The 26,503-nt window shown below is 61.9% G+C and carries 27 protein-coding genes and 1 other RNA gene; 3 read left to right on the plus strand and 25 right to left on the minus strand.

Features of this window, described 5'->3' with window-relative positions:
- Window positions 1-36: 36 nt before the first annotated feature.
- Window positions 37-255, minus strand: coding sequence for a DUF1540 domain-containing protein (locus H7B90_RS29025; RefSeq protein WP_185139396.1), 219 nt, complete (start codon window positions 253-255; stop codon window positions 37-39).
- Between the two features lie 94 nt (window positions 256-349).
- A complete protein-coding gene (locus tag H7B90_RS29030) occupies window positions 350-853 on the minus strand; it encodes a DUF3907 family protein (protein WP_185139397.1) in 504 nt (167 codons plus the stop codon).
- A gap of 273 nt (window positions 854-1,126) precedes the next feature.
- On the opposite strand from H7B90_RS29030, the gene H7B90_RS29035 reads away from it, so the two are divergent.
- The 3 genes from H7B90_RS29035 (at window position 1,127) to H7B90_RS29045 (ending at window position 4,410) form a co-directional block, all read left to right on the plus strand.
- On the plus strand, window positions 1,127-3,058 hold the full coding sequence (locus H7B90_RS29035; RefSeq protein ID WP_185139398.1) for a S8 family peptidase: 1,932 nt from the start codon (window positions 1,127-1,129) through the stop codon (window positions 3,056-3,058).
- A gap of 164 nt (window positions 3,059-3,222) precedes the next feature.
- Entirely contained in the window at window positions 3,223-3,951 is a 729-nt protein-coding gene (locus tag H7B90_RS29040; protein WP_185139399.1) for a DsbA family protein, read from the plus strand.
- 21 nt (window positions 3,952-3,972) lie between these two features.
- A complete protein-coding gene (locus tag H7B90_RS29045; protein ID WP_185139400.1) occupies window positions 3,973-4,410 on the plus strand; it encodes a disulfide oxidoreductase in 438 nt (145 codons plus the stop codon).
- 70 nt (window positions 4,411-4,480) lie between these two features.
- Here the strand turns inward: H7B90_RS29045 and rnpB are convergent.
- The 23 genes from rnpB to yqfC all read right to left on the minus strand — a co-directional run bounded on the left by rnpB (window position 4,481) and on the right by yqfC (window position 26,493).
- Window positions 4,481-4,904: RNase P RNA component class A (gene rnpB, locus H7B90_RS29050), an RNA gene on the minus strand.
- 82 nt (window positions 4,905-4,986) lie between these two features.
- A complete protein-coding gene (locus tag H7B90_RS29055) occupies window positions 4,987-6,102 on the minus strand; it encodes a Nif3-like dinuclear metal center hexameric protein (RefSeq protein ID WP_185139401.1) in 1,116 nt (371 codons plus the stop codon).
- Window positions 6,069-6,878 (minus strand): tRNA (adenine(22)-N(1))-methyltransferase, encoded by an 810-nt coding sequence (locus H7B90_RS29060; protein WP_185139402.1) that lies wholly within the window; start codon window positions 6,876-6,878, stop codon window positions 6,069-6,071. Before H7B90_RS29060 ends, H7B90_RS29055 begins: the two co-directional genes overlap by 34 nt.
- Entirely contained in the window at window positions 6,875-7,714 is an 840-nt protein-coding gene (locus H7B90_RS29065) for a hypothetical protein (protein WP_185139403.1), read from the minus strand. The genes H7B90_RS29060 and H7B90_RS29065 overlap by 4 nt, the downstream gene beginning before the upstream one ends.
- A 91-nt stretch (window positions 7,715-7,805) precedes the next feature.
- A complete protein-coding gene (gene rpoD / locus H7B90_RS29070; protein ID WP_185139404.1) occupies window positions 7,806-8,930 on the minus strand; it encodes an RNA polymerase sigma factor RpoD in 1,125 nt (374 codons plus the stop codon).
- Between the two features lie 34 nt (window positions 8,931-8,964).
- Window positions 8,965-10,794, minus strand: coding sequence for a DNA primase (gene dnaG, locus H7B90_RS29075; protein WP_185139405.1), 1,830 nt, complete (start codon window positions 10,792-10,794; stop codon window positions 8,965-8,967).
- A 138-nt stretch (window positions 10,795-10,932) separates the two neighbouring features.
- Window positions 10,933-11,403 (minus strand): YaiI/YqxD family protein, encoded by a 471-nt coding sequence (locus H7B90_RS29080; protein ID WP_185139406.1) that lies wholly within the window; start codon window positions 11,401-11,403, stop codon window positions 10,933-10,935.
- Between the two features lie 243 nt (window positions 11,404-11,646).
- Entirely contained in the window at window positions 11,647-12,456 is an 810-nt protein-coding gene (locus H7B90_RS29085; RefSeq protein WP_185139407.1) for a pyruvate, water dikinase regulatory protein, read from the minus strand.
- A 22-nt stretch (window positions 12,457-12,478) separates the two neighbouring features.
- Window positions 12,479-14,566, minus strand: coding sequence for a glycine--tRNA ligase subunit beta (gene glyS / locus H7B90_RS29090; RefSeq protein ID WP_185139408.1), 2,088 nt, complete (start codon window positions 14,564-14,566; stop codon window positions 12,479-12,481).
- The gene (gene glyQ / locus H7B90_RS29095) at window positions 14,559-15,446 is read right to left on the minus strand and encodes a glycine--tRNA ligase subunit alpha (RefSeq protein ID WP_185139409.1); all 888 of its coding nucleotides are present in this window, start codon (window positions 15,444-15,446) and stop codon (window positions 14,559-14,561) included. The genes glyS and glyQ overlap by 8 nt, the downstream gene beginning before the upstream one ends.
- Window positions 15,447-15,765: 319 nt before the next feature.
- Entirely contained in the window at window positions 15,766-15,984 is a 219-nt protein-coding gene (locus H7B90_RS29100) for a hypothetical protein (protein ID WP_185139410.1), read from the minus strand.
- A 37-nt stretch (window positions 15,985-16,021) separates the two neighbouring features.
- Complete coding sequence (locus H7B90_RS29105) at window positions 16,022-16,759, minus strand: DUF6081 family protein (RefSeq protein WP_185139411.1); 738 nt, start codon at window positions 16,757-16,759, stop codon at window positions 16,022-16,024.
- Between the two features lie 18 nt (window positions 16,760-16,777).
- Complete coding sequence (locus H7B90_RS29110) at window positions 16,778-17,695, minus strand: prenyltransferase (protein ID WP_185139412.1); 918 nt, start codon at window positions 17,693-17,695, stop codon at window positions 16,778-16,780.
- 159 nt (window positions 17,696-17,854) lie between these two features.
- On the minus strand, window positions 17,855-18,751 hold the full coding sequence (gene recO / locus H7B90_RS29115; RefSeq protein WP_185139413.1) for a DNA repair protein RecO: 897 nt from the start codon (window positions 18,749-18,751) through the stop codon (window positions 17,855-17,857).
- A 35-nt stretch (window positions 18,752-18,786) separates the two neighbouring features.
- Window positions 18,787-18,945 carry a YqzL family protein gene (locus H7B90_RS29120; protein ID WP_185139414.1) on the minus strand — a complete coding sequence of 53 codons (159 nt, stop codon included), beginning with the start codon at window positions 18,943-18,945 and terminating at the stop codon, window positions 18,787-18,789.
- 134 nt (window positions 18,946-19,079) lie between these two features.
- Window positions 19,080-19,976: a GTPase Era gene (gene era, locus H7B90_RS29125; RefSeq protein ID WP_185139415.1), complete on the minus strand. Its 897-nt coding sequence runs from the start codon at window positions 19,974-19,976 to the stop codon at window positions 19,080-19,082.
- A complete protein-coding gene (gene cdd / locus H7B90_RS29130) occupies window positions 19,973-20,410 on the minus strand; it encodes a cytidine deaminase (RefSeq protein ID WP_505661180.1) in 438 nt (145 codons plus the stop codon). Before cdd ends, era begins: the two co-directional genes overlap by 4 nt.
- A gap of 245 nt (window positions 20,411-20,655) precedes the next feature.
- On the minus strand, window positions 20,656-21,048 hold the full coding sequence (locus tag H7B90_RS29135) for a diacylglycerol kinase family protein (RefSeq protein WP_246578624.1): 393 nt from the start codon (window positions 21,046-21,048) through the stop codon (window positions 20,656-20,658).
- Window positions 21,045-21,572 carry an rRNA maturation RNase YbeY gene (ybeY, locus tag H7B90_RS29140; protein ID WP_185139416.1) on the minus strand — a complete coding sequence of 176 codons (528 nt, stop codon included), beginning with the start codon at window positions 21,570-21,572 and terminating at the stop codon, window positions 21,045-21,047. The genes H7B90_RS29135 and ybeY overlap by 4 nt, the downstream gene beginning before the upstream one ends.
- Window positions 21,569-23,836, minus strand: coding sequence for an HD family phosphohydrolase (locus tag H7B90_RS29145; RefSeq protein ID WP_185139417.1), 2,268 nt, complete (start codon window positions 23,834-23,836; stop codon window positions 21,569-21,571). The genes ybeY and H7B90_RS29145 overlap by 4 nt, the downstream gene beginning before the upstream one ends.
- Before the next feature lie 15 nt (window positions 23,837-23,851).
- Window positions 23,852-24,826 (minus strand): PhoH family protein, encoded by a 975-nt coding sequence (locus H7B90_RS29150; protein ID WP_185139418.1) that lies wholly within the window; start codon window positions 24,824-24,826, stop codon window positions 23,852-23,854.
- Between the two features lie 23 nt (window positions 24,827-24,849).
- Window positions 24,850-26,085, minus strand: coding sequence for a sporulation protein YqfD (gene yqfD / locus H7B90_RS29155; RefSeq protein ID WP_185139419.1), 1,236 nt, complete (start codon window positions 26,083-26,085; stop codon window positions 24,850-24,852).
- Window positions 26,086-26,214: 129 nt separating this feature from the next.
- Window positions 26,215-26,493 carry a sporulation protein YqfC gene (gene yqfC, locus H7B90_RS29160; RefSeq protein WP_185139420.1) on the minus strand — a complete coding sequence of 93 codons (279 nt, stop codon included), beginning with the start codon at window positions 26,491-26,493 and terminating at the stop codon, window positions 26,215-26,217.
- Between the last annotated feature and the right edge of the window lie 10 nt (window positions 26,494-26,503).

Here is a 26,503-nt window from a genome sequence, read left to right on the forward strand (position 1 = left end):
GGGTTCTTGCGGCCCGAAGAGCGAGCCCGCCCTCGCCTATTCCCGGTCCTTCGGCCGGAAAGTCAGGCAGCAGGTGGTCGAAGAACGGTCGGCCGAGTCCCGATGGCCGCCGAACAATTCGTCCGCGAACTCCTCCCCGCCCGTTCCCCGGGCGGAATGCGCGTCGATCTCGATCGCGATCTCCTGGGCGGCGCAGCGGTTCCCTTCCCCCCAATACGAGCAGTTGCTGACGCTGCAAGCGACTCCTTGCGGCATGAACCAATCACCCCCCGATCGTAGTGTGCGCACCGCCGGAGGCGGTATGCTTAATCGGGGGGTGGAGGTTGGAGGGAGACCCGCAGGGACTACCTTATTTGGATTGGCCCAACATCCGGCGTTGGGTCAAATATTCGCTCTCGTAATAAGACAGGTCGTCGCGCAGCTCCTCGTACACCCGGGAGATGTTCAGAACGACGTCGCGGACCGCGCGAACCGGCTTCGCCCGGAAGCGAATGGCGTCTTGTCCGGTGTAGGCGTACCGCCCGTCTTCCGAATATCCTTCGTTCTTCGGATAGAAGAACGCGTTCACGCAATGATGGTACACTTCGTACAACGTGCGCTCCGCGAGTTCAAGATCGAAATTCGGCCTGCGCAGAATGGCGCCGAGCTTCTCGTAAGCGACCTCCGAGAACACGAGCAGATGCCTCAAGTCGGAGAGCAGCCCGGCATGAACGGCGATCGATTCTTCGGACGATTCTTCGTTCGTCAGCTGCGGGAGCGCGTGCCCGTTCAGAAATTTCTCCAGTTCCACAATAGCCGTCTTCAATTTGTCCTTGCTGGATTCGGCAATCGCCTTCACGTTGGCGGTTGGCATAAATAGCTTTCCCCTTTCATTGTCCACAAGCGTGCTCGAGTCGGGTTCCGCGCCGAGAGCTTCTCGCTTCGACGAAAGCGCCGTCATCTCGAATTTCGAACATCGCAAAGCGTCGCTGCTGCGAAAGCGGCGAAAATCAAACTCATCGTACCACAAATCGACTGGAAACGGTACTGGCAAGGCCGAAAAAGTCCCGTATAATTTTGCCCGTCCGCCTCAAGCTAAACCTAATGCATCTTATCATAATGGGTTACGCAAAAGGAGGTCGGCCGGTTGCGCCGCAATGCGATTATCGGGCTGCTGTTCACGGTAGCCGTCGCTCTGTTCATCGTTCCCGTCGTCGCGCCGCCAAGAGTCGCCAAGTCTCCGTCCCCCGCGGCTCCGGCGCCCCGGACGTATTCGGTATCGCCCGGGAAGCCGCTCTCGGTCAAGCAGGAGACGTTCTCCAAGCATCACGCCGTCCGGCGCGACATGGAAGCGACGGAGAAGCTGTGCCGGCTCGACTGCTCCCGTGACATGTCCCGGTTCATGCTGGAGCACAAGTCGATCAAGGACGGCGAGAAGGCCCTTCACCTGAAGCAGGCCGTCAAGGAACATCCTCATATGGTCACCGTCTCCTGGACGTCGGGAGGCAGGACGGTCAACGCGGGCGAAGCTCCGAAGGAGCTGCTGCGAACGGCGGCCAAGGAGCTCGGGCGAGCCCGCGAATCGCTGAAGCGCGGAATGCCCTACGAATCGCCTTCGTTCAAGTACGGCGGCAAGACCCACTTCGTTCTGGCCATGCCCGATTACAAGCGCGGCGACGGCGTCACGGCGCTCGTCAGCACGGACGTCGTGGAGGAAGTCGAGCGCCATCAGCGCCGGAACATGCGCCTCGTCCCTTACCCGGCCGAGGGCCGGTACCGCGTCGAGTCCGTCGTGCCGGGAACGAACAAGGACAAGACGGTTCGGACCGGCGAAGACAACGGCAACGCGAGCCACTACGCCGTGGACGAGGTCGTCGTCAAATTCCGCCAGCCGCTGAAGCCGGCCGAGCTTCTGGCTCTTCGCAAGGAGCTCAGTCTTACGGTCGTCCGGCACCGAGGGCAGACGTACTTGTTCCGGTCCAGCAAGTACTCGATGAACGAGCTGAAGAACCATTTTGCCAAATGGAATCCGATATTCGTCGAACCCCACTATCTGTATCTGACGAACGAGATCGGAGGAGACGGCCAGACGGTCGCCAAGCCCAACGACACGCTGTACGGCAGGTATCAGTGGAATCTCCCGGACATCGCCACGGAGAAGGGCTGGAACGTCACCAAAGGCAAGGACGACATGATCGTGGCCATCGTCGATACCGGGGTGCAGGCGGATCACCCCGATCTGAAGGGAAGGCTCGTTCAGGGGACGAACATTATCGATCCGTCGAAGCCTCCCGACGACGACGTCGGGCACGGCACCCACGTGGCCGGCATCATAGCGGCTCAGGTGAACAATAACGAGGGGATCGCCGGAATGACGTGGTATACGAAGATCATGCCGGTCAAGGCTCTCGACAGCAGCGGAGCCGGCACGACCTATTCGGTGGCCGAGGGCATCATCTGGGCGACCGATCACGGGGCGGACGTCATCAACATGAGTCTGGGCAACTACGCCCAGGCCGAGTTCCTCCACGACGCGGTCAAATACGCCTACGATCACGGGGTGGTGCTGGTCGCCGCCAGCGGCAACGACAATACGGACCAGCCCGGCTTCCCGGCGGCTTATCCGGAAGTGTTCGCAGTGGCCGCCACCAACGCGGACGAATCCAAGGCGGAATATTCGAATTACGGGGACTACATCGACGTCGCCGCCCCCGGCACGTCGATCGCCAGCACGTATCCGGGAAGCCGGTACGCGGCGTTGTCCGGCACGTCCATGGCCAGCCCGCATGTCGCCGCTCTCGCGTCGCTCATTCGTTCGGCCAATCCGGCCTTGAGCAACGAAGAGGTCATGGAGTTGATGCGGCGGACGACGAAGGATTTGGGGAATCCCGGCAAGGACGTCGACTTCGGCTACGGGCTCGTCGACGTGAACGCGGCGGTCCGCTCCGCCGGCGGAGGGCAGCCGACCGACGCGGCTTCAACCGGGGCGGCCGGCGACCAGATCGCGCCCGGCGAATCGCTGTTGACGTTCCCCGAGAGAGTCCGGCGCGAGCTTCAACGGCTGCTGAGCGGCGGCTAAAAACTTCACCGAATCGACCTGAAAAGGAAAGTAACTCTCCTTTTTCAGGTTTTTTTATGGCACGGGGAACTTTCTCATGTTATTTTAAGCTTAGGCTTGTACAGTGGAAGATGGGAAAATAGGTATTTATATCGGTTCCAATTGGGGAGAAAGGAAGAAAATCATTGCAGAAATCGCAACGCAAAGCGGAGAACAGGCAGCTTCGGCAGAAGCAGCAGGAGCAGAAAAAGCGGAGAACCCGAATTCTCGTCTGGACGACGGCTGTCGTGTTCGTCGCCCTGATCGCGGCGGTTATTATTTTCAAGCCGAAGGAAGCGCCGGTGGCGATCGATTACGACAACGTTCCGACGATGGGCTCGGCCGACGCGAAGGTCAAGATCGCCGAGTTCGGCGATTTCAAGTGTCCGACGTGCCAGTACTTCAGCTTGAACCTTCTGCCCGAGATCAAGAAGGATTACATCGACACGGGCCTGGTATCGCTCTCGTTCTTGAATTATACGATTATCTGGCAGGATTCGAACGACGCGGCTCTGGCAGCCCAGTCCGTGTATCATCAGAACAAAGACGAGTTCTGGAAATATTACGATGCGTTATACCGTAAACAGCAACCGCAAGAGCACGAAGTCTGGGCGACGCCCGAATTCTTGACGGAAGTGGCTCGCAGCGAAGGCATTAAGGTCGATTACGACAAGCTGAAGGCCGATATCGAGAACAAAACGTACCAGGACGAAGTCGATGCGCAGAACAAGCTCGCCCGAAGCAAGAACTTCCCCGGAACGCCGACCGTTCTCATCAACGGGGAGCGCCTCGACGACGAGCACGCTCTCAACCTGGATAAATTAAAAGCTAAGATCGACGAGGCTTTGAAGGAAGCGAACGTCGAAACGAAGTAGAATCGATCGGAGGATGGACAAGTGTCTTCCTGGGTTCGCAATTACGGACTATATTTCGCTTGGGTCGTCTCGCTCGTCGCCACCGGCGGGAGCTTGTTCCTGAGCGAAGTCATGCGCTACATCCCTTGCGATTTATGCTGGTTCCAGAGGATCTTCATGTATCCTCTCGTTCTTCTGCTCGGCCGGGCGGCCCTGCGCGACGACCGCGGAATGGCGGGATACGCGCTTCCGCTCGGCGTCATCGGCGGACTGTTCTCGCTGTATCACTACATGGAGCAGATGGTGCCGGGCATGGCCCGCATCGTGCCGTGCCGCTCGGGCGTTCCGTGCAACGAGGACTACCTCGATTGGTTCGGCTTCATCACGATTCCGCTGCTCGCGCTCATCGCCTTCGTTCTGATTACCGTCTTCCTGCTGTTCGTCCGGAAGGCGGAGAAGGATCAAGCTTACGAGGATTGAGATGCGCCGACGACGCCAATAAACAATCAAAAGCCCCAAGGCAGATGCCTTGGGGCTTTTGATTGACATTCCGGAAAGTTCGCCGTAAGCCGGGTTCTGTACTTCCGGTGGTATCGCGGACCGGGCGGTCCTCCCACGGATGGAAGCGACAATCATCTTTCTAGGCCTGCCGTTGCCGACAGGCTCAAGCGACCAACCCGAACGCGCCCCGGGCAAGGGCTGCGGCCTCGAGAGCCGCCGCGTTCTCTTCGGTCTTGCTCCAGATGGGGTTTACCAGGAACAGGGTCGCCCATGCTCCTCGTGGTCTCTTACACCACGGTTCCATCCTTGCCTGTTTCTCATCTCCCACTAAGCAGGGACGAGATCATCGGCGGTCCATTTCTGTGGCACTATCCTTCGGCTCGCGCCGACTGGACGTTATCCAGCATCCTGCCCTGTGGAGCCCGGACTTTCCTCTCGCGGCTAGCGCCGCCAGCGATTGTCTGTCGAACTTTCCGATGTGCAACGTCTAGTATAGCGCGAATCGGCTTCGGATACAACGGCAAGTCGTTGACAACTTTGCCAGCGATCCGCGCTTCAGCGAAGCTTGAACGGCTCCGTGTCGAACCGGGATGCGATCGCTTCGGTCGCGTAGCCCTTCTCCCTGAGCCTCTCTTGAAGCCACTCGGCCGTCTTCGGCTTCATGATCTTCTCCGCGTTATGCCCGGGATCGACGATCATAAGTCCCATCGCGTCCGCGTCGTGCGCCGTATGGTAGTCGATGTCCCCGGTGACGAGGACGTCCGCTCCCGCGAACTTGGCGTGCCGGATATACCGCGAGCCGGAGCCTCCCAGCACGGCGACCTTGCGCACCTGCCGCGAGCCATCTCCGACGACGCGGACGAACGGAACGTCGAACGCCGCCTTGACTCTCTCCGCGAACGCGTCCAGCGACTCCGGCTCCGGAAGCGTTCCGACCCGGCCCAGACCGAACGACCGCCCCTTCAGGTCCATCGGATATAGATCGTAAGCGACTTCCTCGTACGGATGCGCCTTCAGCATGGCTTGGATGACGGCGCGGTGAACGCTGCTTGGAACGACCGTCTCGATCCGCACCTCCGAAGCCGTCTCCAGCTTGCCCTGCTGCCCGAGATACGGATTGGTCCCCTCCCGCGGCAGGAACGTCCCCTTCCCTTCGACGTTGAAGCTGCAATGGCTGTAGTTGCCGATCCAGCCGGCTCCCGCCCCGAACATCGCGCTGCGAACCGCGTCTTGATGGGTCTCCGGCACGAAGACGGCCAGCTTGAACAGCTTGTCGGTATGGACCTCCTCCAGCACGCCCCGTCCCTCGAGGCCGAGCGCCTCGGCCATCCAGTCGTTCATGCCGCCTTCCGCCGTGTCCAGGTTCGTATGGGCCACGTATACGGCGATGTCGTTGCGAAGCAAGCTCGCCATGAGAGCTCCTTCCGGCGTATCGGTCTGCAGATGCTTCAGCGGCCGGTACAAGGGGGCATGGTGGGCGATAATCAGCTCCGCGCCGAGTTCCGCCGCTTCCTCGGCGACGGCCCGGGTGACGTCCAGCGCCACCAGAACCCGCTTCACCTCCTTGCGAAGCGAGCCGACCTGCAATCCGATCCGGTCGTCCGGCACCGCGTAATGCTTTGGCGCCAGCTTCTCCATCAGTTGGATGATCGTCTCTCCGCGCGCCAGCATGCGAGCACCTCCTTCAAGGTTCGAATCGTCTCTTCCCATTCCGAGGCCTTCCTGGCGGCCTCCTCGGCCGTAGAGCGGCGAAGCTGGCCGAGAATATGCTCCCGCTTGGCGATCTCCGCCTCCCACTTCCGTCCGAACGCCCCGTCAGCGCCCCGCAGCAGCAGCGGACCCATCAGCTCGAGCAAGGGCCGGGCGATCGCGGGGACGCAAGGGGCGAGCAGTCCGGAATCGTACAGCTCCGCGTTCCGCCGATCCGCTTCCTCCTTCCCGGCGCGAACCGCCCGAAGGATCGTGTACGTCTCTCCGTCCTCTTCCACGAGCCGCTCGCGGTCGAGCACGTACGAGCGTTCGATCAGCCAATGGCGGACTTGGTCCTCGGCCACGTGGGGAGACAGGATCAGCGTATGGACCGCGTCGAGCCGGGCTCCGGCCGCTTCCAGCAGCCGCACCATCAAGCTGCCCCCCATGCCGGCGATGCACACCGCGTCGACCTCTCCCGGCTCCAGCACCGTCAAGCCGTCTCCATGGCGCACCGATACTTTGCCCGTCAGCCCGGCCGCGGCCACCTGCCGACGCGCCGCCTCGACGGGTCCTTTGTGAACGTCCCCGGCCACCGCGAACGGAACCTTCCCCGATCTCGCGAGATGAACCGGCAGCAGCGCGTGGTCCGTTCCGATATCGGCGAAGCGCGCGCCTTCGGGAACGCATTCGGCGAGCGCGGACAACCGGTCGGACAGCTTCACGTCCGCCTCTTCGTACCTTTTCGTATCCGTCATGATTCTACAACCCATTCCATCCAATGTTTTCGGAACCGATATAACGCCAAGCCGAGCGCCGCCGTCTTCACGAGCAGCCCCGCTTGAATCCACCTCTCGTCCAGATGGCGAAGAGCCGAATACAGCTCCGGCATGTACCAGAGGACGAGCGCCGTGGCGAACATGACCGTGCCCGCCGAGCGGAACTTCACGTGCATGAACCAGCTGATCCAGCCGAACAGCAGCGAAGCGGGCAGCCAGAACAGCTGCACCTGCAGGGCGCTCGGATCGGGAATTCGGCGGCCGAGCAGCCAGGCGTACAGCACGATGATCGCCAGCCAGCCGAACCAATGCAGCAGGCCGAACCGCAGCGCGATGCCGCACCCGATCCAGACGAGCGCGCAGATCATAAGCAGCGCGATCGGGCCGCCTCCGGTCCCCCAGCCGTGCAGATGCAGCAGCTCGACTCCGGTTCCCAGCAGGAACAGCATGCCCGCTCCGAGCAGCAAATACGCCCGCAGCGGCAGCCGCTCCCGCCAATAGGCGCCCCCGGCCACGAAGCCGGCGGTTCCGAGGCCGATAAGGCCGATTTGCAATGCAAGGGGAAACGCGCTAAAATGAAGTACAATCAAACAGATCAAGACAAAAATTCCAAATGCAAACAGCCATTGCTTGCGCGTGGCCTGGCCGATCTTCTGAACCGCGAGTCCCACGACGTTCTTCGGACGATCGTCCAGATCGTCGAGATACAGATTCTGCAGGAAGTCGCAGTACTGCTCGGGAAGCATCTTCCCCCGCCGCCAGGATTCGATCTCTTTGACGATCAATTTCTTCTTCTCATCTTCCGATACGGGCATCAGGCTTGTCTCCTCTCGTCCCTTCTGGAACAAAAAGACCTTCAACCGTCTCGGCAGAAGGTCATCTCAACAGGCTAATACCTGTATCGGCTTATTCGAGGAAATCCTTTAGCCTTTTGCTCCGGCTCGGGTGGCGCAGCTTGCGAAGAGCCTTCGCTTCGATCTGGCGAATCCGTTCGCGGGTAACGCCGAACACCTTGCCCACTTCCTCCAGCGTCCGCGTCCGTCCGTCGTCGAGGCCGAAGCGCAGCCGCAGCACGTTCTCTTCCCGTTCGGTCAACGTATCCAGCACGTCTTCCAATTGTTCCTTGAGCAGCTCGTAAGCGGCGGCGTCCGCCGGGGCCAGCGCTTCCTGGTCCTCGATGAAGTCTCCCAGATGAGAGTCGTCCTCTTCCCCGATCGGCGTCTCGAGCGACACCGGCTCTTGGGCGATCTTCATGATCTCGCGGACTTTGTCCACGCTCAGCTCCATCTGCTCGGCGATCTCTTCCGGCGTCGGCTCGCGTCCGAGCTCCTGAAGCAGCTGGCGGGACACGCGGATGAGCTTGTTGATCGTCTCCACCATATGCACCGGAATCCGGATCGTGCGGGCCTGGTCGGCGATGGCGCGGGTAATGGCCTGACGAATCCACCAGGTCGCGTACGTGCTGAACTTGAAGCCCTTCATATGGTCGAACTTCTCGACGGCCTTCAGCAAGCCCATGTTGCCTTCCTGGATGAGGTCGAGGAACAGCATGCCTCGTCCGACGTAGCGCTTGGCGATGCTGACGACGAGACGGAGGTTGGCTTCGGCCAGCCTCTTCTTCGCTTCTTCGGCTTCGTGCCCGCCAAGCTCGATCTTCTTCGCCAATTCGACTTCGTCGTCGGCGGCGAGCAGCGGGACTCGTCCGATCTCCTTCAGATACATCCGAACGGGATCGTTAATCTTGATTCCGGGAGGCAGGCTGAGGTCGTCGTCGAAGTTGAATTCGTCGTGGCCCTCTTCGTCGTTGCCGCGTCCAAGCTCGTCGTGATCGTTGACCACCTCGATGCCGTGGTCCGCCAGTTGCTCGAAGAAATCGTCGATTTGGTCCGCGTCTTGATCGTATGGAGACAGCTTCTCCATGATGTCTTTATAGGTCAGGGCGCCCTTCTTCTTGCCCTGCTCCATCATCTGGGCTTTGACTTGCTCCAGCGTCAGTTCCGTCTCCAACCCGGTGTGTTGATCGTTCGCCATTTCCGACTCCCTCCTCCCCGAATCCGCAGCGGCTTCAGCCCTCTTTGCGCTGCTTCTCCAGGGCGATAATCTCTGTTCCAATTTGTACGGCACGCATAATGTCGCCGGCCCGTTCCGCCCGCAGCATCTCGTCTTTCTTGCTCTCGATGTCGCGCGTCAGCGCCGCCTGGCCGATCGTGCGGAGACAATCCTCCAGCACCCTCTCGTCGAAGGGGGTATCTTCCAGCGCGATGGCGCTCGCCGCGCGCTCCAAGCGGTCGTCCTGAAGGAACGCGATGAACCTGCCGACGTCCGGATCGTTGCCTTGCGAATAATATCCATATAAGTAAGCGGCGAGAGCCGCGTGATCCTCTACGAGAAAACGGTCCCCGAGCCGGTTCTGAACGAGGATGGCCGTCTGTGCATCCTGCATCATCCAGGAGATGAGCTGCCGTTCCGCTTGAACGAACGCCGGCCCAAGAGGAGGGTGTTTGGATGAAGAGCGGTTGTCATTCCATACATTATTCCACGTTCCGTCCGGAATATCCCCAGACGTTCCCAATTTCTCTCGTCTGCGAACGTCGGCCGCTTCCTGCTTGAGGGTATCGAGCGAGACCTCGAATTCCAGGGACAGCTCCTTGAGCAGCATCTCCCTCTCGGTCGGCGAATCCCTCCTCGCGATCAGCTGCACCGCGTCGCGCAAATACCGGATCTTCCCATCTTCTTCTAGGAGTATATGGGATTTCCTTAAATAGATGAGCTGAAATTTGACGGCGGAGACCGCCCCTTCGATCACTTCGCGGAGGAAGGATTCGGGGCCGTGGGCTCCGATATACTCGTCGGGATCCATGCCCGGCGGCAGCAGGCCGACCCGGACCCGGAAGCCCGCGTTCTCCAGCAGCGGCAAGCTCTTGGCCGCGGCGGCTTGTCCGGCGTCGTCGCCGTCGTAGCACAGGATCGCCTCGTCCGCGAACCGGCGCAGAAGCGCCGCGTGCTCGGCGGTCAGAGCCGTTCCCATCGTGGCCACTCCGTTCGTCACTCCGGCGGACCAGGCTTTGATCACGTCGACGTAACCTTCGAAAAGCACGACCTGGCGCGTCTTGCGGATCGCCCCGCGCGCCTCGGGCAGCCGGTACAGCGTCCGGCTCTTGGCGAACAGCGGCGTCTCCGGCGAGTTCAAGTACTTCGGCTGGCCGGCCGACATCAATCTTCCCGCGAAGGCGATGACCCGTCCGTCGCCTCCGTGGATCGGGAACATGATCCGGTCCCGGAAGCGGTCGACATAGCCCTCGCCCTCCTGTCTCCGGGAGAGGAGACCGCCTCTCTCCATCTCCGGAAGCTCGAAGCCGTTCCTCTGCAGCGCCTGCGTCAGCGTGTCCCATCGGGACGGGGCGTAGCCGATTCCGAACTCCTCGATCAGCTTGTCCGAGAAGCCGCGGGAACGCAAGTAGTCCATCGCGGGCTTGCCGGCGGCCGTGTTGCGAAGAACGTAGTGGTACAGCTTCGTCGCGTAGCCGTGGGCCTCGACCAGCGTCTCCCGTTCCTTCTGGCGGGGAGAGAGCTCCTCTCCCTCCTTGACGGTCGACCAGGTGACCGCGATGCCCGCTTCTTCGGCTAACCGCTTCACGGCTTCGGGGAACGTCTCGTTCTCCATCTCCATGACGAACTTGATGACGTTGCCGCCCTTCCCGCACCCGTAGCAGTGGTAAATCTGCTTCTCCGGCGTCACCGTGAACGACGGGGTCTTCTCGGAATGGAACGGACACAGCCCCTTCAGGTACTTGCCCTGCTTCGTGAGATGAACGTAACGCCCCACCGTCTCCGCGATATCGTAACGGCGCAACACTTCATCGATGGCCGACTGTGGAATCATGCCGTTGTTCATTCGAATTCCACCTTCTCTTGCGCGATTCTTCCAAGTCAGCGAGCCTGATCTCTTCCGAATCAGTCGCCTAAGCGGATCCCGTTCTCAATGTCTGTGTCTGGCCAGCGATCCGTTAGGCACGGCACGTATTACAATTCGCTAAGAATGTCGATTCTCCTGCATCCCCCGCAGTAGAAAGGTCAGTTTTTGTTGAAATCGCGACCGGTCTTCCCCCGTGAACGGCGGCGGGCCCTTGGTGCGCGCGCCTCCCCGGCGTTGCCTGGCGGAGAAGTGCCGCTGGGCCAGAAGCCCGTCGATGTCCGACTCCGTGATCAGCTTCCCGCGGGGCGTCAGCACCGCGGCTCCCCGGGCAAGCCCGAGCGCGGCCAGCCCGTAGTCTCCCGTCACCAGCACGTCCGACGGCTTGAGCGCGTTCGCCACGTACAGGTCGGTCGCCTGGTCGTGCGCGTCCACGGTCACGACTTCGACGCCCGGCTCCGGAACGAGCCGGTGGTCGTGGGAAGACACCATCAGCGCGGTCGCTCCGCAGCTTCGCACCGTCTCGGCAATCTCTGCCTTGACGGGACAGGCGTCCCCGTCGACGACGACGCGGTTCCGATACGGGATCATCCGACATCACCACGATTCCACCCAAAGTTTGCCGTATTATTATATACGCTAAACGGGCTCAAAATCCTGCCTGCGTCCCATTAAATTTTAAAATGATATACCTTCCGCCCGATGATGTCAAGACTTCAGCCATAAATCTGTCGATTTTTTGTCAAATCCTCCCTATCGGGTCCGGGAAGCAACAACCAGCCGTTCCGCGGGGCGGAGGGCTGGTTGCAGGAAGCGGGACGTATTCCCGGTCGGTCAACCGTTCTGGAAATGGTCGAGAATGAGGCTCGCCGTCTCCTCCACGGCCTTGCTCGAGACGTCGATGACGACGCAGCCGATCTTCTTCATGATCCCGTGCGCGTATTCGAGCTCCTGCTCGATTCTCGCCGTCGTCGCGTACGAGGCCGAATCCGGAAGCCCGAGCGCCTTCAGCCGTTCCTTGCGGATGGCGTTGAGCGCGTCGGTTCGGATCGTCAGGCCGATGACCTTCTTCGGATCGACCTGGAACAGCTCCTTCGGAGGAACGAGCTCCGGCACGAGAGGCACGTTCGCGACCTTGAACGTCTTGTGGGCGAGCACCATGGACAGCGGCGTCTTCGACGTCCGGGAGACGCCCGTGAGCACGATGTCCGCCTTCAGGATGCCGGTCACGTCGCGGGCGTCGTCGTACCGGACGGCGAATTCGACCGCCTCCACCTTGCGGAAGTAGCCCGCGTCCAGCACGTGGTTCAGTCCCGGCTCGTGCCGCGAGGGCCGGCCGAACAGCCGCTCCATGTTGTCGATCAACGGGCCGAGCAGGTCGATCGTGACGATGCCCCTCGCCTCCGCCTGCGTCGTCATATGCTCGCGCAAGCGCGGGATGACGAGCGTGTAGAGCAGAATTCCCTTGTCGCTGGCGGCCATGTCCAGCACGGCGTCGATCCCTTCGCGAGACTGGATGAAGCCGACCCTGCGGATCTGCACCTGGAGCGGATGGAACTGCGCGGCCGCCGCCCGGACGGCGAGTTCGCCGGTATCCCCGGCGGAGTCGGACACGACGTATACCGTGACGCTGTCGGACGACATCCGCCTCACCTCCTCTTCGCGATTATCCGACCCACTTCGAGAAGTCCGCGAACGACTTGACGTCGTCCGCGATCGTGGCGAGCAGGCCGAGTCGGTTGTTGCGCACCGCTTCGTCCTCGGCCATGACCATGACGGCGTCGAAGAAGCGGTTGATCGGGCCGGCCAGCCCCTTGAGCGCGTCGAGAGCGTCCGTCATGCGGGCTTCGGCCATCGCTTTCGCGAATTCGCCGTGCGCCTGCTGCCATGCCTCGTACAAGGCTCCCTCCGCCGGATCCGCGAACAGATCGGCGACGACCTGGCGGTTGTCTCCCGCCTTGGAAGCGAGATTGCAGACGCGGCCGAACGCTTCGACCGCCGGGCGGAACGCTTCCTTGCGCGCCTCCTCGGTCTCGGCCTGCAAGGCCTTCGCGCGCAGCAGCGTACGGCGGACGTCGTCGCTGCCGGCGCTCAGCACCGCGTCGATCGCGTCGTAGCGGATCTGCTGCTCGGTGAGGACGTTCTTCACGCGCAGCGAGAAAAATTCGCCGAGATCCTTCAGGATGTCGAACGCTTCGCGCTTCGGCGGGCGGGCGGCGGCGTGGGCGTCCAGAGCAAGCTGGAACAGCTCCGGAAGCGTCAGCTCCAGCTCGTGCGCCAGCAGCGTCGACACGATGCCGGCCGCCTGGCGGCGCAGCGCGTACGGGTCCTGCGACCCGGTCGGGATGATGCCGATCGAGAAGCAGCCGACGATCGTGTCGATCTTCTCGGCGATGCCGACGATCGCGCCGACGAGGGACGCCGGAGGCGTGTCGCCCGCGTTGCGCGGCGAGTAATGCTCGTTGATCGCCCGGGCGACCTCGGGCTTCTCCCCGGCCTTAAGCGCGTAGTCCTCGCCCATGATGCCCTGCAGCTCGGGGAATTCGTACACCATCTGCGTGACGAGGTCGAACTTGCACAGGTCGGCCGTCCGGCTGACGTCCGCCCGCGTCGTCTCGTCCGCGCGCAGCTTGCGCGCCAGTTCGTCCGAGATGGCGCGGACGCGGCGCACCTTGTCGGCCACCGTGCCGAGCTCCTCGTGGTACACGATATTCTCCAGCTTCGCCAGGAAGTCCGGGATTTTAACCTTCTGGTCTTCCTCGTAGAAGAACTTCGCGTCGGACAGACGGGCGCGCAGCACCTTCTCGTTGCCCTTCGCCACGACGTCCAGCGACAGGGAGTCGCCGTTGCGGACGGTGACGAAGTGAGGCTGCAGCTTGCCGGCCGCGTCCAGCACCGGGAAGTAGCGCTGATGCTCGCGCATCGACGTGATCAGCACTTCCTGCGGAATGTTCAGGAACGCCGGATCGAACGAGCCGGTCAGCACCGTCGGCGTCTCGACCAGGAACAGCACTTCCTCCAGCAGGTCGTCCTTGACGGCGATATGCCAGCCGCGCTCTTCGGACAGCGCCTTGATGCCCGCCAGAATGGCCGCCTGCCTCTCTTCCACGTCCGCGAGCACGTGCTGCTCGCGAAGCTTGCCTACATATTGCGAGGGTTCTTCTATGATGGCGTCCGCGCCGAGGAACCGGTGTCCGCGGGTAACGTTGCCCGTCGCGACGCCCGCGATCTCGAACGGAACGACCTCGGAGCCGTGCAGCGCGACGAGCCACCGGATCGGGCGGACGTAGCGCAGCTCGTACGAGCCCCAGCGCATGTTCTTGGGGAACGTCAGGGACGTGACGAGCGCGGGCAGCGCCTCCGCCAGGAGGGCGGCCGTCTCGACGCCGACGCTCGACTTGATCGCGTAGACGTATTCGACGCCGCCGAGCTCCTTGAAGAACAGCGCCTCCGGCTCGACGCCTTGGCTGCGCGCGAAGCCGAGCGCCGCCTTCGTCCAGGCGCCGGACTCGTCCAGCGCGATCTTGCGGGCCGGCCCCTTCGCTTCTTCGCTGACGTCGGCCTGCTTGTCGGCCAGCTCCGTCACGAGCACGGCCAAGCGGCGCGGGGTCGCGAACGCTTTTACTTCCTTATAACCCAATCGGGCGGAGTCGAGCCACTTCTCGGTCTTCTCCTTCAATTGATCCATCGCCGCGCGCACGAAGCGCGCAGGCACTTCCTCCAGCCCGATCTCGAGCAGCAGGTCCTTAGCCATCGATCTCCACTCCTTTCTTCAGCAGCGGGAACCCGAGACGCTCGCGCTCCTGCAGGAAGGTGGCGGCCACTTGGCGCGCCAGGTTGCGCACCCGTCCGATGTAGCCCGTTCGTTCCGTAACGCTGATCGCGCCGCGGGCGTCGAGCAGGTTGAACGTATGCGAGCATTTGAGCACGTAGTCGTACGCCGGAAAAACGAGGTTCTCGTCCATCGCCCGCTTCGCTTCGGCTTCGTAAGTCGAGAACAGCTGGAACAGCATCGCGACGTCGGAGATCTCGAACGTGTACTTGGAATGCTCGTACTCCGGATGCTTGAACACGTCGCCGTAGGTGACGCCGTCCACCCATTCGAGGTCGAACACGTTCTCCTTCTCCTGGATGTAGGAAGCGAGCCGCTCCATGCCGTACGTAATCTCCACGGCGACCGGATGGCAGTCGATGCCTCCGACTTGCTGGAAGTACGTGAACTGGGTCACTTCCATGCCGTCCAGCCATACTTCCCAGCCGAGTCCCCACGCGCCGAGCGTCGGCGACTCCCAGTTGTCTTCGACGAACCGGATGTCGTGATGGCGCGGGTCGATGCCGAGCCGCTTCAGGCTATCCAGGTACAGCTCCTGGATGTTGTCCGGAGACGGCTTCATGATGACCTGGAACTGGTGGTGCTGGTACAGGCGGTTCGGGTTCTCGCCGTAGCGGCCGTCCGCCGGGCGGCGGGAAGGCTCCACATAGGCGACGTTCCACGGCTCGGGGCCGATCGCGCGCAGGAACGTCATCGGGTTCATCGTTCCGGCGCCTTTCTCCACGTCGTACGGCTGGACGACGATGCAGTTCTGTTCGGCCCAGAACTGCTGCAGCGTCAGCGTCATTTGCTGAAAGTTCATTAGCTTCTCTCTCCTTTACGGAATTCGGCGGGAAGGTCGGGCATGCGGAGCGGATTGTTCTTCCGATCGCCATTGCCCCCGGATTCCTTGGATTGGCAACCCCGCAGTAAGGAAGGAATCCGTGGACAAAAAGCGACCGCTTCGTTTCTCCAGAACAATTCCGCTTGACCTGCCCGGTGCCGCCGAAAAATCTAAAAACATCGCTCAGACTGGGCCGCCGGGCGGCGACGGCGAGGGGAGAACAAGCCAAAAAACTCCCGTCCCTACGTCCGCCCGATCGCAGACGTAGGGACGGGAGCTTGCGTCCCGCGGTTCCACCCTACTTGGCCTCCGGCATCGCCTCGCCCGGAGCGCGGACGCCGTCAAGCCGTCCCGTTCCGCCGCGAGCGCGCCCTTCGGCCCGCTCTTTCTTCGCCTTGCGGCCGTCTCTCCGGAGCGCCATGTTCGCCGGTACGTCGCGCCGGGCTCGCACCTTCCCCGGCTCGCTGCGGTTGCGGAAGCAACCGGCTACTTTCTCCATCGTCGAGACGATATCCATTTGTACTGCTCATTCTATCCTATCGGGGCTTCGGGTGTCAAACGTCCGGCGTCTTGATCGTCACCGTCACGGGGGAATACTCCGCGATAACCGTCTGGCCGTGGACGGATACGCTGCCTTCCGGCGTCAGATCCTTCTCGGTCATGATGCCGAGCGCGATCGTGAACCGGTTGAACTTAACCGGCACGCCCTTCTCGCGGCGCACCTCGGAACCGTTCAGATAGAAGACGACCTCGTCCTCCGCGCGGTTGTACGCGATTTTGTACGTGTTGAATTCGCGGGCCTTGAAGCCGGTATCCTCCTTGAAAATGCAGAAGTACCTCGTCTTGTCCGAAGGCGGCACCTCGACGCCCGGGAACGGCAGCACCGCGTAGACGCTCGCGTACTTGTCGTTGCCGGCGAAGAAGTCGAGCGCGGCGCCCGTCGTGAAGTCCAGCAGGTTCAGCGAGACGTAGCCGTCGTACAGATCGCCCGGCGCCGTCCCTTGGGTCCGGGCCCGGATTTGCACCTCGAAGCTCGCCTCGCCGTTCTCGGGCACTTCGACATCCTCGACGGAGTAATACATATGCTTCGCGTTGTCGAGAATTTGCACCTTGTCGTGCTTCCGGCTGAGAGGCGCCCGCACGTACAGGATGCCGTTGCGCACGATGACGACCGCGTCCGGCTCGCGATATTCCCAGAACGAGCCGTCCGGCAGCGGGAAGCCGCCGATTTTCCAAACTTCGCCTTCGTTCAGAATGGTATGGAAATCCCCGAATATCCGTCGCGTCTCCATATTATCGTCTCCTGTCGTTTAGATAAGGCCTTGGAGAATCAAGGACAAGATCAGAATCGACCCGCAGCGGAAGGTCGCCTTCACCGAAGCCCCCATCAGCGGTCCGTATGCGTGCGAAGCGTTCCGGTCCTGCAGCCGGCCGTAGACGGAATAGAGCGGAATCGCCGTCAACAAGCCGACGAGCGCGTAGATCGGCAGCACTTCCGCAGCGACGCACGCGATCAAGCTCAGGGCGGCCAACAGCAGAAGCAAGCGGGAGAACCGCAGAGCCCGCTTCTCTCCCCAGACGACGACCAGCGTCTTCTTGCCGGCCTGCCGGTCGGCTTGCCAATGCAGGAAGTGGTGATTGAACAGAATGAGAGTCGTCAGCAGCCCGATCGGCAGCGACAGCAGCAGCGCCCGATAGTCGAGACGAGAGGTCTGCACGTAGTAGGAACCCATAACCGGCAGCACCCCGAACGACAGCAGAATCGCGAGCTCGCTGTAGCCTCTGCCCCGATAGCCGAACCGCAGCGGAGGAGCCACGTAGAAGTAGGCGATCAAGCCGCCGATAGCCCCGAAGACGAACGCGAGCCAGCCGCTCAGGAAGGCCAGCGCGAGGCCCGACAGCGCCGCGACGGCGAACAGCCCCCAGGTGACGGCCGCGAACTTGCGCACGCTCCAGATGCCCTTCGTCAAGTAGCCCGAATGGGTCGAGATCGCGTCCGCGCTCTCCTGCGCGACGGCGTCGGTGCCGTTCCTGTAATCCCACAGGTCGTTGATCATATTGGAGAAGAGGTGGGCGGCGCCCGCCCCGACGAGCGTCAGAAGCAGCAGCCCGATATTGAACTCCCCGTCCCACACCCAGGCTCCCAGCGCCCCGAGGGCGACCGGAATGAGCATGACGGGAACGACCTGCAGACGAGAAGCCTTCTTGAATTGGTTTAGTTTGTCCATTTGAGCGCCCCTTTCTGCCCTGCCAAAAAAACGCAACAAAAAATCCGCAGGTCAGCCCTTAGCGGATTCGTTCGTTCGATTCGAATGAGTTCGCCCATTCAGAATAGCACATCTCGCGCGCATTATGTAATGGATATCGATAGCAGTTATGGCAATCCGTTATGGCGATTCCCCCGGAGGCTCTCCGTCCGATGGCTTCCCGAAAGTCCCGGCCGGCGGCTCCTCGGAAGACCGATCCTCGGCAGGCGGCCGATCGTCGGGCGCCCCTTCCGCAGCTCCTCTCCTCGGCGCGCGGGGCTCGGCGGGCGGCAGCTCGGCCATTTTCTCCCATTGGTCCAGGAAGTTCTGCGACTTGAGCTTCACCCCGATATGATGGTCCATCCACTTGCGCATCGCCAATCGCAGCTGCTTCTTGTAGACGTCCTTGACGCTGATCTGTCCGAGCCGCCGCAGGTCGAGCGCCGCGAACAGCCGCAGCAGCTTCCACGTCGTCTCGCCCAACTCCAGCGCCGTCGGGTCCTTGTACCGGCAGCCGTCGCACAGCGCTCCGCCGGCGAGCGTGCTGAACCGGAACGGACCGTTCGCCCTGCCGCAGCTGGCGCATTCGTCCAGCAACGGAGCGTAGCCGGCCGTCGCGACGATCTTCATCTCGAACGCGCGGATGACGATCTGCGCGTCCTTGCCTTGGGCGAGCGCCGTCAGGCAAGCCTTCAATTGATGGAAGAGGAAGCTTCCCGCGTCCTCCTCCCCGACGGCCCGGTCGCACAGCTCGACCGCGTAGGCCGCGTAGGCGGCGGCGTCGAGCCCTTCGCGCAGCTCCCGGAACGACTCGATGATCTCTCCGCTGTTCAGCGTGCCGAGCTGGCCGGACTTGTAGAAGGAGAAATCGCCGTAAGTGAACAGCTGCGCAAGCGAAGAGTAACGGCTCTTCGGCTTGCGCGCTCCCTTGACGACGATTCCCTGCTTCCCGTGCGAAGGCGTCAGGATCGTGACGATCTTGTTGCCTTCCCCGTAATCCGTGCCTCGTATGACGATTCCTTCCATCCGATAGAGCATCGGACATTCCCCCGTCCGTCGCAAGCCGGGCGTCCTTAGGTCGCCGCCGGCTCCGCTAGGGCCTCCCCGGCCCCGGGTTCGGGAGCCGTTTCCGGCGCCGAGCCGGCCGTCCCGAGCTTGTTCATTTCCTTATACAGCAAGTAGGCCTCGATATCGCCGGTCTGCGTAAACACGTGCCACGTGAAATCCCGCACCGCGCCTCATCCTCCCCTGACGGAAATGAATTGAACGTATTTCCGTCATTAGGATGGCTCCCGGCCGCCGGCGGTATGCCTGCCATCTTCTTGGATTGCTGCGGGATCGCGATTGGATCGCAGGCGCCTCGCGCTCAGTCGTGGCGGAAGCCGAGCGACTTGAGCACCGACTCGCGGTTGCGCCAGTCTTCCTTCACCTTGACCCACAGCTCGAGGAAGATCTTCGAGCCGAGCAGCCGCTCCATGTCCTGGCGGGCGAGCTTGCCGATCTCCTTCAGCATCGCCCCGTTTTTGCCGATGACGATCCCCTTCTGGGAAGACCGCTCGACGTAGATAACCGCCCCGATCTGAACGACGCCGTTGTCCTGCGTTCCCATGCTCTCGATCTCGACCGCGATCGAGTGGGGAATCTCTTCTCTCGTCAGCTGCAGAATCTTCTCCCGGATCAGCTCGGCGCAGACGAACTGCTCCGGATGGTCCGTCACCTGATCGGCCGGATAATACATCGGACCTTCCGGCAAGTAGCGGGTCAGCGTCTCGAGCAGGGCCGACACGTTGCTGCCGTGTATGGCCGATACCGGAACGATCTCGGCGAACGAATGCAGCTTCGAAAATTTCTCGATAATCGGAAGCAGCTCTTCGGGATGAACCTTGTCGATCTTGTTCAGCACGAGGAAGACCGGCGTGTCGATCTTCTTGAGCTGCTCGATGATGTAGCGGTCGCCGCCTCCCAGCTCTTCCGAGACGTCCGTCAGGAACAGGACGGCTTCCACTTCGCTGAGCGCGCTCTGGGCCGACTTGACCATGTAGTCGCCGAGCTTGGAGTTCGGCTTGTGAATGCCCGGCGTGTCCAGGAACACGATCTGCGCTTCGTCCGTCGTATACACGCCGTGAATCTTGTTGCGGGTCGTCTGGGGCTTATCCGACATGATCGCGATCTTCTGGCCGATAACCTGGTTCATCAGCGTAGACTTGCCGACGTTCGGGCGGCCGACGATGGCGACGAAGCCCGATTTGAATGTATCCTTCACTCTTCGTCCTTCTTTCCTGCGTTCAGATCTCGAGGCGAGAACGCTCCCGGCAGAAGCTCCGAGACCGTCATGACTTTAACGTCCCCTCTTAAATTACCCATAATGACGGGCATATCCGGCTCGCACAGCTCCGACAGCACCTGGCGGCACACCCCGCACGGCGTAATCGGGCCCGGCGTGTCTCCGATGACGGCGATCGCCCGGAACGAGCCGGCCGCATGGCCGTCGGCTACCGCCCGGAACAGCGCGGTGCGTTCGGCGCAGTTCGACGGGCCGTACGCGGCGTTCTCCACGTTGCAGCCGTAATGCACGTGGCCTTCCGAATCGAGCAGCGCCGCCCCGACCTTGAAATGGGAATACGGCACGTAGGCCCGCTTCATCGCTTCGCCGGCGGCTTCAAGCAGCCGTTCGTTCGTCCATGCTTCCATGTTCAACCGCTCCTTAGCTTCTATCGAATTTATACCGCTCTCCGCCATCGGCCAGAGACGCAACGGATCCAAGAAACGTTATTCGGCTCCGTAATCGGCTTTTTCTTGGCTAACGAATCCGAGAGACGCTATTCGGCTCATTCTCATGATAAATCGGTCTTTTGACGCTAAATAAGAGCTGTGGGGTTCGTTGGATCTTAAAACGACCATTATTCTCGAAAATAAGAGCTGTACGATTCGTTAGCCGTCTCTTAGAGGCTTCGGACCCAATCCAGGAGCGGCGGCCCGAGCACGATCAGCCCGATCGCGACCGCGTAGGCGGACGCGACGAGAACCGCCCCCGCGGCCGTGTCCTTGGCGATCTTCGCGAGCTCGTGAGAGCCCGGGGAGGCCAGATCGACGGCGCGTTCGACGGCGGTGTTCAGCAGCTCCGTCACCCAGACGGCCGCGACCGCCGAGAACAGCCACATCCAGTCCTCCGGCGGCAGCTTCAGCGCGCAGGCGACGGCGACGATGACCGCGGAGGCGGCCAAGTGAACCCGCATGTGCGGTTCGTTGCGCATCGCGTAGGCGATGCCTTCCATGGCGTTGCGGAACGACTCCCGTTCCGTTCGGTTCCAGTTCCTTCCCGTTCTCCCGGTCAACGGGACAACCCCGCTTTCGACAGGACTTCTTCCTGCTTCGCGAACATCTCCCGCTCTTCTTCCTCGGTCTCGTGGTCGTAGCCGAGCAGGTGCAGGAAGCCGTGCACGAACAGGAAGCCCATCTCCCTCTCCGCGCTATGCCCGTATTCTTCCGCTTGGGCGAGCGCCCGCGGCACGGAGATGACGATGTCCCCGAGCAGCTCGGCGAACGGGTCGCCTTCGCCCTCGTCCGGATATTCTTCTTCCAGCGTCTCGTATTCGTCGTCGTACCGAATGGCCGGTTCGTCGCCTTCGCCGCCCCGGATCGGGAACGACAGCACGTCCGTCGGCTTGTCGAGTTGGCGGAATTCCTTGTTCAATTCGCGAATGCCGTCGTCGTCCGTCAGCGTCAGCGTGACGACGCCGTCTTCGACGCCTTCCAGCTCGCCCGCGACGTTCAGCAGCTTCTCCAGCAGGCCCGGCCAGCTCTCCTCGCCGCTCCCGGCGTTCTCCCGTTCGTCGATCCATTCCAGGGTGAGTGTCATGCTTGCTGCTCCTTTGCTTCTTTGCGATTTTTGAGATCCTTGTCGTCAGGATACTCGATTCGGGAGTGGAACATGCCGATTACCGTCTCTTTGAGCGTCTGGGCGATCTTGTCCATCTCCCTCAAGGTCAGGTCGCATTCGTTGAACTGCTGGTCGTCGAGCCGGTCCTTGATGATCTTGCCGATGATGTTCTCGACCTGCTCGATCGTCGGATGGTCCAGCGACCGGACGGCCGCCTCCACGCTGTCGGCGATGCCGACGATGGCCGCTTCCTTCGACTGGGCCTTCGGTCCGGGGTAGCGGAAGTCGTCTTCCGACCACGGGTTCTCGACTCCCTGCTGTTCGGCCTGCTTGACCGCCTTGTAGTAGAAAAACTTAAGGAACGTCGTCCCGTGATGCTGCTCCGCGATGTCGCGGATCGGCTTCGGCAGCTTGTGCTGCTTCAGCATCTCGGCGCCGTCCCGGGCGTGGGCGATAATGATCGACGCGCTCACCTTCGGATCGAGCTTGTCGTGCGGATTGACGCCGCCGTTCTGGTTCTCGATGAAATACGACGGCCTCTTCGTCTTGCCGACATCATGGTAGAACGAGCCGACCCGGCAGAGCAGGCCGTTCGCCCCGACCGCCTCCGCCGCGGCTTCCGACAGATTGCCTACCATCAGGCTGTGGTGGTAGGTGCCGGGCGTCTCCGTGAGCAGCTTGCGGAGCAGCGGGTGGTTCGGGTTGGACAGCTCGACCAGCTTCAACGCCGACAGGATGCCGAACGTCATCTCGAAGAACGGCATCATGCCGATGACGAGCACCGCGGTCAGAAGCCCGCTCGCGAACATGAAGCCGACGGACTCCATAAGCTGGATCCGGTCCGGCTCCGCTTCGACAAGCATGAGCGCGACGACGGCGATCGACCCGAACAGGCTGACCATGATGCCCGCCTTCAGGATCGAGGAGCGCTGGCTGGCCCGATGGATCGCGAGCACCGACGTGAACGAGACGACCGCGGCGATGAAGCCGTAGCGGAAGTCGAACACCGTCTGCTGGCCGACGTTCAGGATGATGCTCGACAGCACCGTGAACAGCAGGGCGCTGACGAGCCCGAGATGCATGTCGATGAGAAGAGTGACGAGCATGCTGCCCAGCGCGATGGGCGCGAGGAAGCCGACGTTCGGCCAGCGGTCGCTATGCGCCAGCGCGACGAGGTGCATCATGAGCAGATTGATCGCGCAGATAATGAGCAGCATCAGCAGATGAACGTTGCTCATCTTCGCGGAAGAGCCGCGCGACGAAGCCGACGTCAGCTCGCTGTAGCCGTAGAACGACAGCACGAACAGAATCGACAGCAGCAGCACGCCGAGCTGCGGCCAGTAGGTCTTCTGTTCCTTGAGCAGTCCCATGCTGTCCAGCCGCTCGTACAGATCCTGCGTAATGACTTGTCCCGCCTTGACGATGACGTCCCCCTGCTTGATGACGACGGCGGGCGTGTTCTGCTTCGCCTGCACCTTCGCTTCTTCGGTGGCGTCCTTGTCGTAGAACTTGTTGGGCGTCAGCACGAACCGCGCCAGCTCCTGCACGATCTCGCGTTCCGTCTTCAGCGACAGCGAGCTGCCGTTGACGAGCTCCGCCACCTTGATCCGCGCGGTCTCGGCGTCGGCGAGAGATTCGCTGACGAGCCGGCGCACGATATCCCGGGCGACCGGCCGCATCTCCGCGATCTGCTCCGACGTCAGCCGCGGAAGCTTGTAGTAGGTCTCTTCGGGAAGGCTGTACTTCTGCGCCTGGATGACCTTCTGCATCTCCTCCAGAAGGCTCTTGGAATACGTCTCCGATCCGGAGTTGACCGACACGAACGAGGCGATGAAGCTGTCGAGCCTCTGCGGAATCTCCCCGCGATAGATGTCGACCTTGTTCTCCGTCGTCACCTGGTCGTCCTGGTTCAATTGATCGATGCGGACGAGAATCTCGTCGATGAGCAGCTCGTTGTGCAGCGCCACGTTCGAGTAGACCGGGTTGACCTTGTCCGCCGCCTTCTCCTGCGCTTCCAGGGTCGCCTTCTCGTCGACCGCCTGGTGGGGCGCCTTGATGTCGTGGGCGCTCTTCGCGTTCAAGGCGATATCGTACGTCTCCGGCACGAGCCGGGACGCGAGACTGAAATAAAAAAGCAGCACAAACACAAGCAGCAACAACACCCTTACTGCTCCGCTGTGCTTCCATCCCCCTGCCGAAAAGGAGGCCGATACGCTCGCCGGCCCGCTTCGTTTCCGATTCATCCGGCGTCCTCTCCTTTACGTTGGTTGTTCCTGTTGATCCTGGTTGTAGGCGAGGATGATCTTCTGCACCAAGGGGTGCCGAACGACATCCTGCTCGGAGAACGTCACCATGCCGATCTCCGGAATGTCCTTCAGGATCCGCTGGGCTTCGATCAAGCCGGACTTCTTCCCCTTCGGCAGATCGATCTGCGTGACGTCGCCGGTGATGACCATATGGGATCCGTAGCCGAGCCGGGTCAAGAACATCTTCATCTGCTCGGCGGTCGTGTTCTGCGCTTCGTCGAGAATGACGAACGAATCGTCCAGCGTCCGGCCGCGCATGTAGGCGAGCGGAGCGATCTCGATCAGGCCGCGCTCCATCGCCTTGGCGACCCCTTCCGTCCCGAGTACGTCGTTGAGCGCGTCGTACAGCGGGCGCAAATACGGATCGACCTTCTCCTGCAGGTCGCCGGGCAGGAAGCCGAGGTTCTCTCCCGCTTCCACGGCGGGCCGGGTCAGCAGAATTCTCTTGATCTTGCCTTCCTTAAGCTTCGCGACCGCCGATACGACGGCCAAGTACGTCTTCCCGGTTCCGGCGGGGCCGATCCCGAAGACGATGTCCTTCTTGCGGATAGTCGTCACGTAATGCCGCTGCCCGAGCGTCTTCGGTATGATCGGCTTGCCGCGGAACGTCGTCGTGATCTCGCCCCCGAACAGCGAGAGCAGCTGATCGGCCTTCATCTCGCGCGCCAGGGCGAATGCGTACCGGACATCCCGTTCGCCGAGCGGCAAGCCGCTGCGGATCAACTGAAGCAGGGTGTCGAACAATTGCTGAAGAGAGCGAACCTCGGATTCGGAGCCTTCGACGACGACCTCCGCTTCCCGGGAATGAATCAGCGCTTCCGATTCCTCCTGTACGAGGCGAAGGAACTTGTCCTGCGGTCCGAATAGGGCGAGCCCTTCCGCCGCGTTGCGCAGCGGAATCGTGATGATGTGCTTGTTATCCGACAAAAAGCCTCATTCCCCCTGCTCTGCTAGTCGCGATTCGTCGCTTCCGTCCCGGATTCCGTCCGGTCCGTCTCGTCCGGACTCGTCTGAACGATTGGACGATCCATCGCGATGGATTGTTCTACTTCGAATAAAACATTTATCATCACTTTACCATTCTCCGTATGTTCATGCAAAAGTTTTTCCCCCTTGATGACGGCCCCGGGGCCGCAAGCGGCGAGCAACTCCGCGCGAGCCTGCTCCAAGCCCGCCCGCTTGGCTTCTTCCTCCGTAAGCTTCGTCTCCGCGTAGGATACTTCTTTTTCGACTTCGTTCATTTTGCCGAAGGGAAGCGTCCATTTTCCGAGACGCAATCGCTTGACCTCGCCGAGCACCTCCGAACGCTCGAACGGCTCTTGCCCGTACCCCGACACCTGCAGAGCGCGGTTGCCGATGACCAGATAGCCGCGTTCGTTCGAGGCGCCCGTGAAGCCTTTGGATTTGACCGTAAGCGGCGACGCGATCTTGTACTCGTGCCAGACGAGCCCGCGCACCTCGCCCTTGGAGACGACCGCCTTCGTGCGTTCTCCTTCCCCGACGATGCCCGAGATCAGCACGTCGCCCTTGCGTACCCGGTCGTTGCGCTGCACCTTCGGGCGCCCGTTCTCGGCGACGATCCGGGTGACGACGGCGTCGGTCTTGGCGACGATATCTTTGGGCGATTCAAGCTTCCGATCATCGGGCTTGGCCGCTTCGACGACCGTAATTTGCACCTTCGTCCCTTTTTTCTCGACGCCGACCCACGAGACGCCGGGAATCCGAAGCGCGAGGCGGCTCGCCAGCTCCGACGTGTCCTTCATCCGGGGCGACCATTGCAGCGGATAGACGCCTTCCGCCCGGGCGGCCTGCAGAATCTGCTCCGACGCGATGCGGTCGTTCCCTTCCACCTGCACGTCCCAGATCAGGGTAGATAGAGCGAAGAGCGCGGCGACGAAGCCGAGCATCCCGGCGGCGAACGTCTTGCGGCGCGACAGGCGGGCCATGCGAAAAGGAATGCCGTGACGCTCGAGAATTCTCGTGCGTCCTCCCGCTCTCCGGACTATCGGCCGAAGGCGGAAAAAATCCGGGACCGACACCCGGAACCGAAGCTTCCCGTCTTTGCCGTAGGAGATATCCCACAGCTCCACCTTCGAGATCGTCTCGGCGAGGAACTTGTCCGCTTCGCCGGACGCCAGCTTGACCGTCACGAACCCTCGTATGTAATGAATCCAGCTTCCCTTCATCGTATCTCCACATCCTCCCCTGGCCGGCGCTCCCGCGCCCCGGCGCCTCGGCGCCTGGCGGCTTGTCCGCCGCGAAGTCCCGCGATGCGCCTCAACCGCCTCCGAATCGCGTTCGTCGGGGCGGAGAGGTTACGCTTTGAGCTGCACTCCCGTAATTCGGCCTTCGACCAGCACCTCTTCGGCGCCGATGTTGCGGATCACCAATTCGTGGCCCGTCACTTCCATCTCTCCCTTATCCATCGCCAGGCGCAGCGATTCGGGAGAGAAATGGAGCACGCCGCGGTGATTCTCCACCGTCAGCTGCAGCCCTCCGATCATCGTCACCCGCGGAAGGTCCAGCACGACGTCCCGCGGCAGGTCGAGGATGCGAGCGGTCCAGTTGCGCAGCTTGCGGACAACTCGTGGCATGACGCGCCCC

The sequence above is a fragment of the Cohnella xylanilytica genome, assembly GCF_014212175.1.
In the GTDB taxonomy this organism is placed as follows: domain Bacteria; phylum Bacillota; class Bacilli; order Paenibacillales; family Paenibacillaceae; genus Cohnella; species Cohnella xylanilytica.

Excerpts from the sequence above, each read along its gene's own strand:
- H7B90_RS29060 (WP_185139402.1), bottom strand. The coding sequence starts at position 6,878 with ATGACGGATACGAAAAGGTACGAAGAGGCGGACGTGAAGCTGTCCGAC.
- H7B90_RS29025 (WP_185139396.1), bottom strand. The coding sequence starts at position 255 with ATGCCGCAAGGAGTCGCTTGCAGCGTCAGCAACTGCTCGTATTGGGGG.
- H7B90_RS29080 (WP_185139406.1), bottom strand. The coding sequence starts at position 11,403 with ATGATCCCGTATCGGAACCGCGTCGTCGTCGACGGGGACGCCTGTCCC.
- H7B90_RS29105 (WP_185139411.1), bottom strand. The coding sequence starts at position 16,759 with ATGGAGACGCGACGGATATTCGGGGATTTCCATACCATTCTGAACGAA.
- H7B90_RS29100 (WP_185139410.1), bottom strand. The coding sequence starts at position 15,984 with ATGGATATCGTCTCGACGATGGAGAAAGTAGCCGGTTGCTTCCGCAAC.
- recO (WP_185139413.1), bottom strand. The coding sequence starts at position 18,751 with ATGCTCTATCGGATGGAAGGAATCGTCATACGAGGCACGGATTACGGG.
- H7B90_RS29110 (WP_185139412.1), bottom strand. The coding sequence starts at position 17,695 with ATGGACAAACTAAACCAATTCAAGAAGGCTTCTCGTCTGCAGGTCGTT.
- glyS (WP_185139408.1), bottom strand. The coding sequence starts at position 14,566 with ATGGCTAAGGACCTGCTGCTCGAGATCGGGCTGGAGGAAGTGCCTGCG.
- H7B90_RS29055 (WP_185139401.1), bottom strand. The coding sequence starts at position 6,102 with ATGCTGGCGCGCGGAGAGACGATCATCCAACTGATGGAGAAGCTGGCG.
- H7B90_RS29030 (WP_185139397.1), bottom strand. The coding sequence starts at position 853 with ATGCCAACCGCCAACGTGAAGGCGATTGCCGAATCCAGCAAGGACAAA.
- yqfC (WP_185139420.1), bottom strand. The coding sequence starts at position 26,493 with ATGCCACGAGTTGTCCGCAAGCTGCGCAACTGGACCGCTCGCATCCTC.
- H7B90_RS29065 (WP_185139403.1), bottom strand. The coding sequence starts at position 7,714 with ATGCCCGTATCGGAAGATGAGAAGAAGAAATTGATCGTCAAAGAGATC.
- glyQ (WP_185139409.1), bottom strand. The coding sequence starts at position 15,446 with ATGAACTTTCAGCAAATGACGCTGACGCTGCAGCAGTTCTGGGCCGAA.
- yqfD (WP_185139419.1), bottom strand. The coding sequence starts at position 26,085 with ATGAAGGGAAGCTGGATTCATTACATACGAGGGTTCGTGACGGTCAAG.
- H7B90_RS29085 (WP_185139407.1), bottom strand. The coding sequence starts at position 12,456 with ATGTCGTCCGACAGCGTCACGGTATACGTCGTGTCCGACTCCGCCGGG.
- H7B90_RS29145 (WP_185139417.1), bottom strand. The coding sequence starts at position 23,836 with ATGAATCGGAAACGAAGCGGGCCGGCGAGCGTATCGGCCTCCTTTTCG.
- rpoD (WP_185139404.1), bottom strand. The coding sequence starts at position 8,930 with ATGGCGAACGATCAACACACCGGGTTGGAGACGGAACTGACGCTGGAG.
- dnaG (WP_185139405.1), bottom strand. The coding sequence starts at position 10,794 with ATGAACAACGGCATGATTCCACAGTCGGCCATCGATGAAGTGTTGCGC.
- ybeY (WP_185139416.1), bottom strand. The coding sequence starts at position 21,572 with ATGACACTCACCCTGGAATGGATCGACGAACGGGAGAACGCCGGGAGC.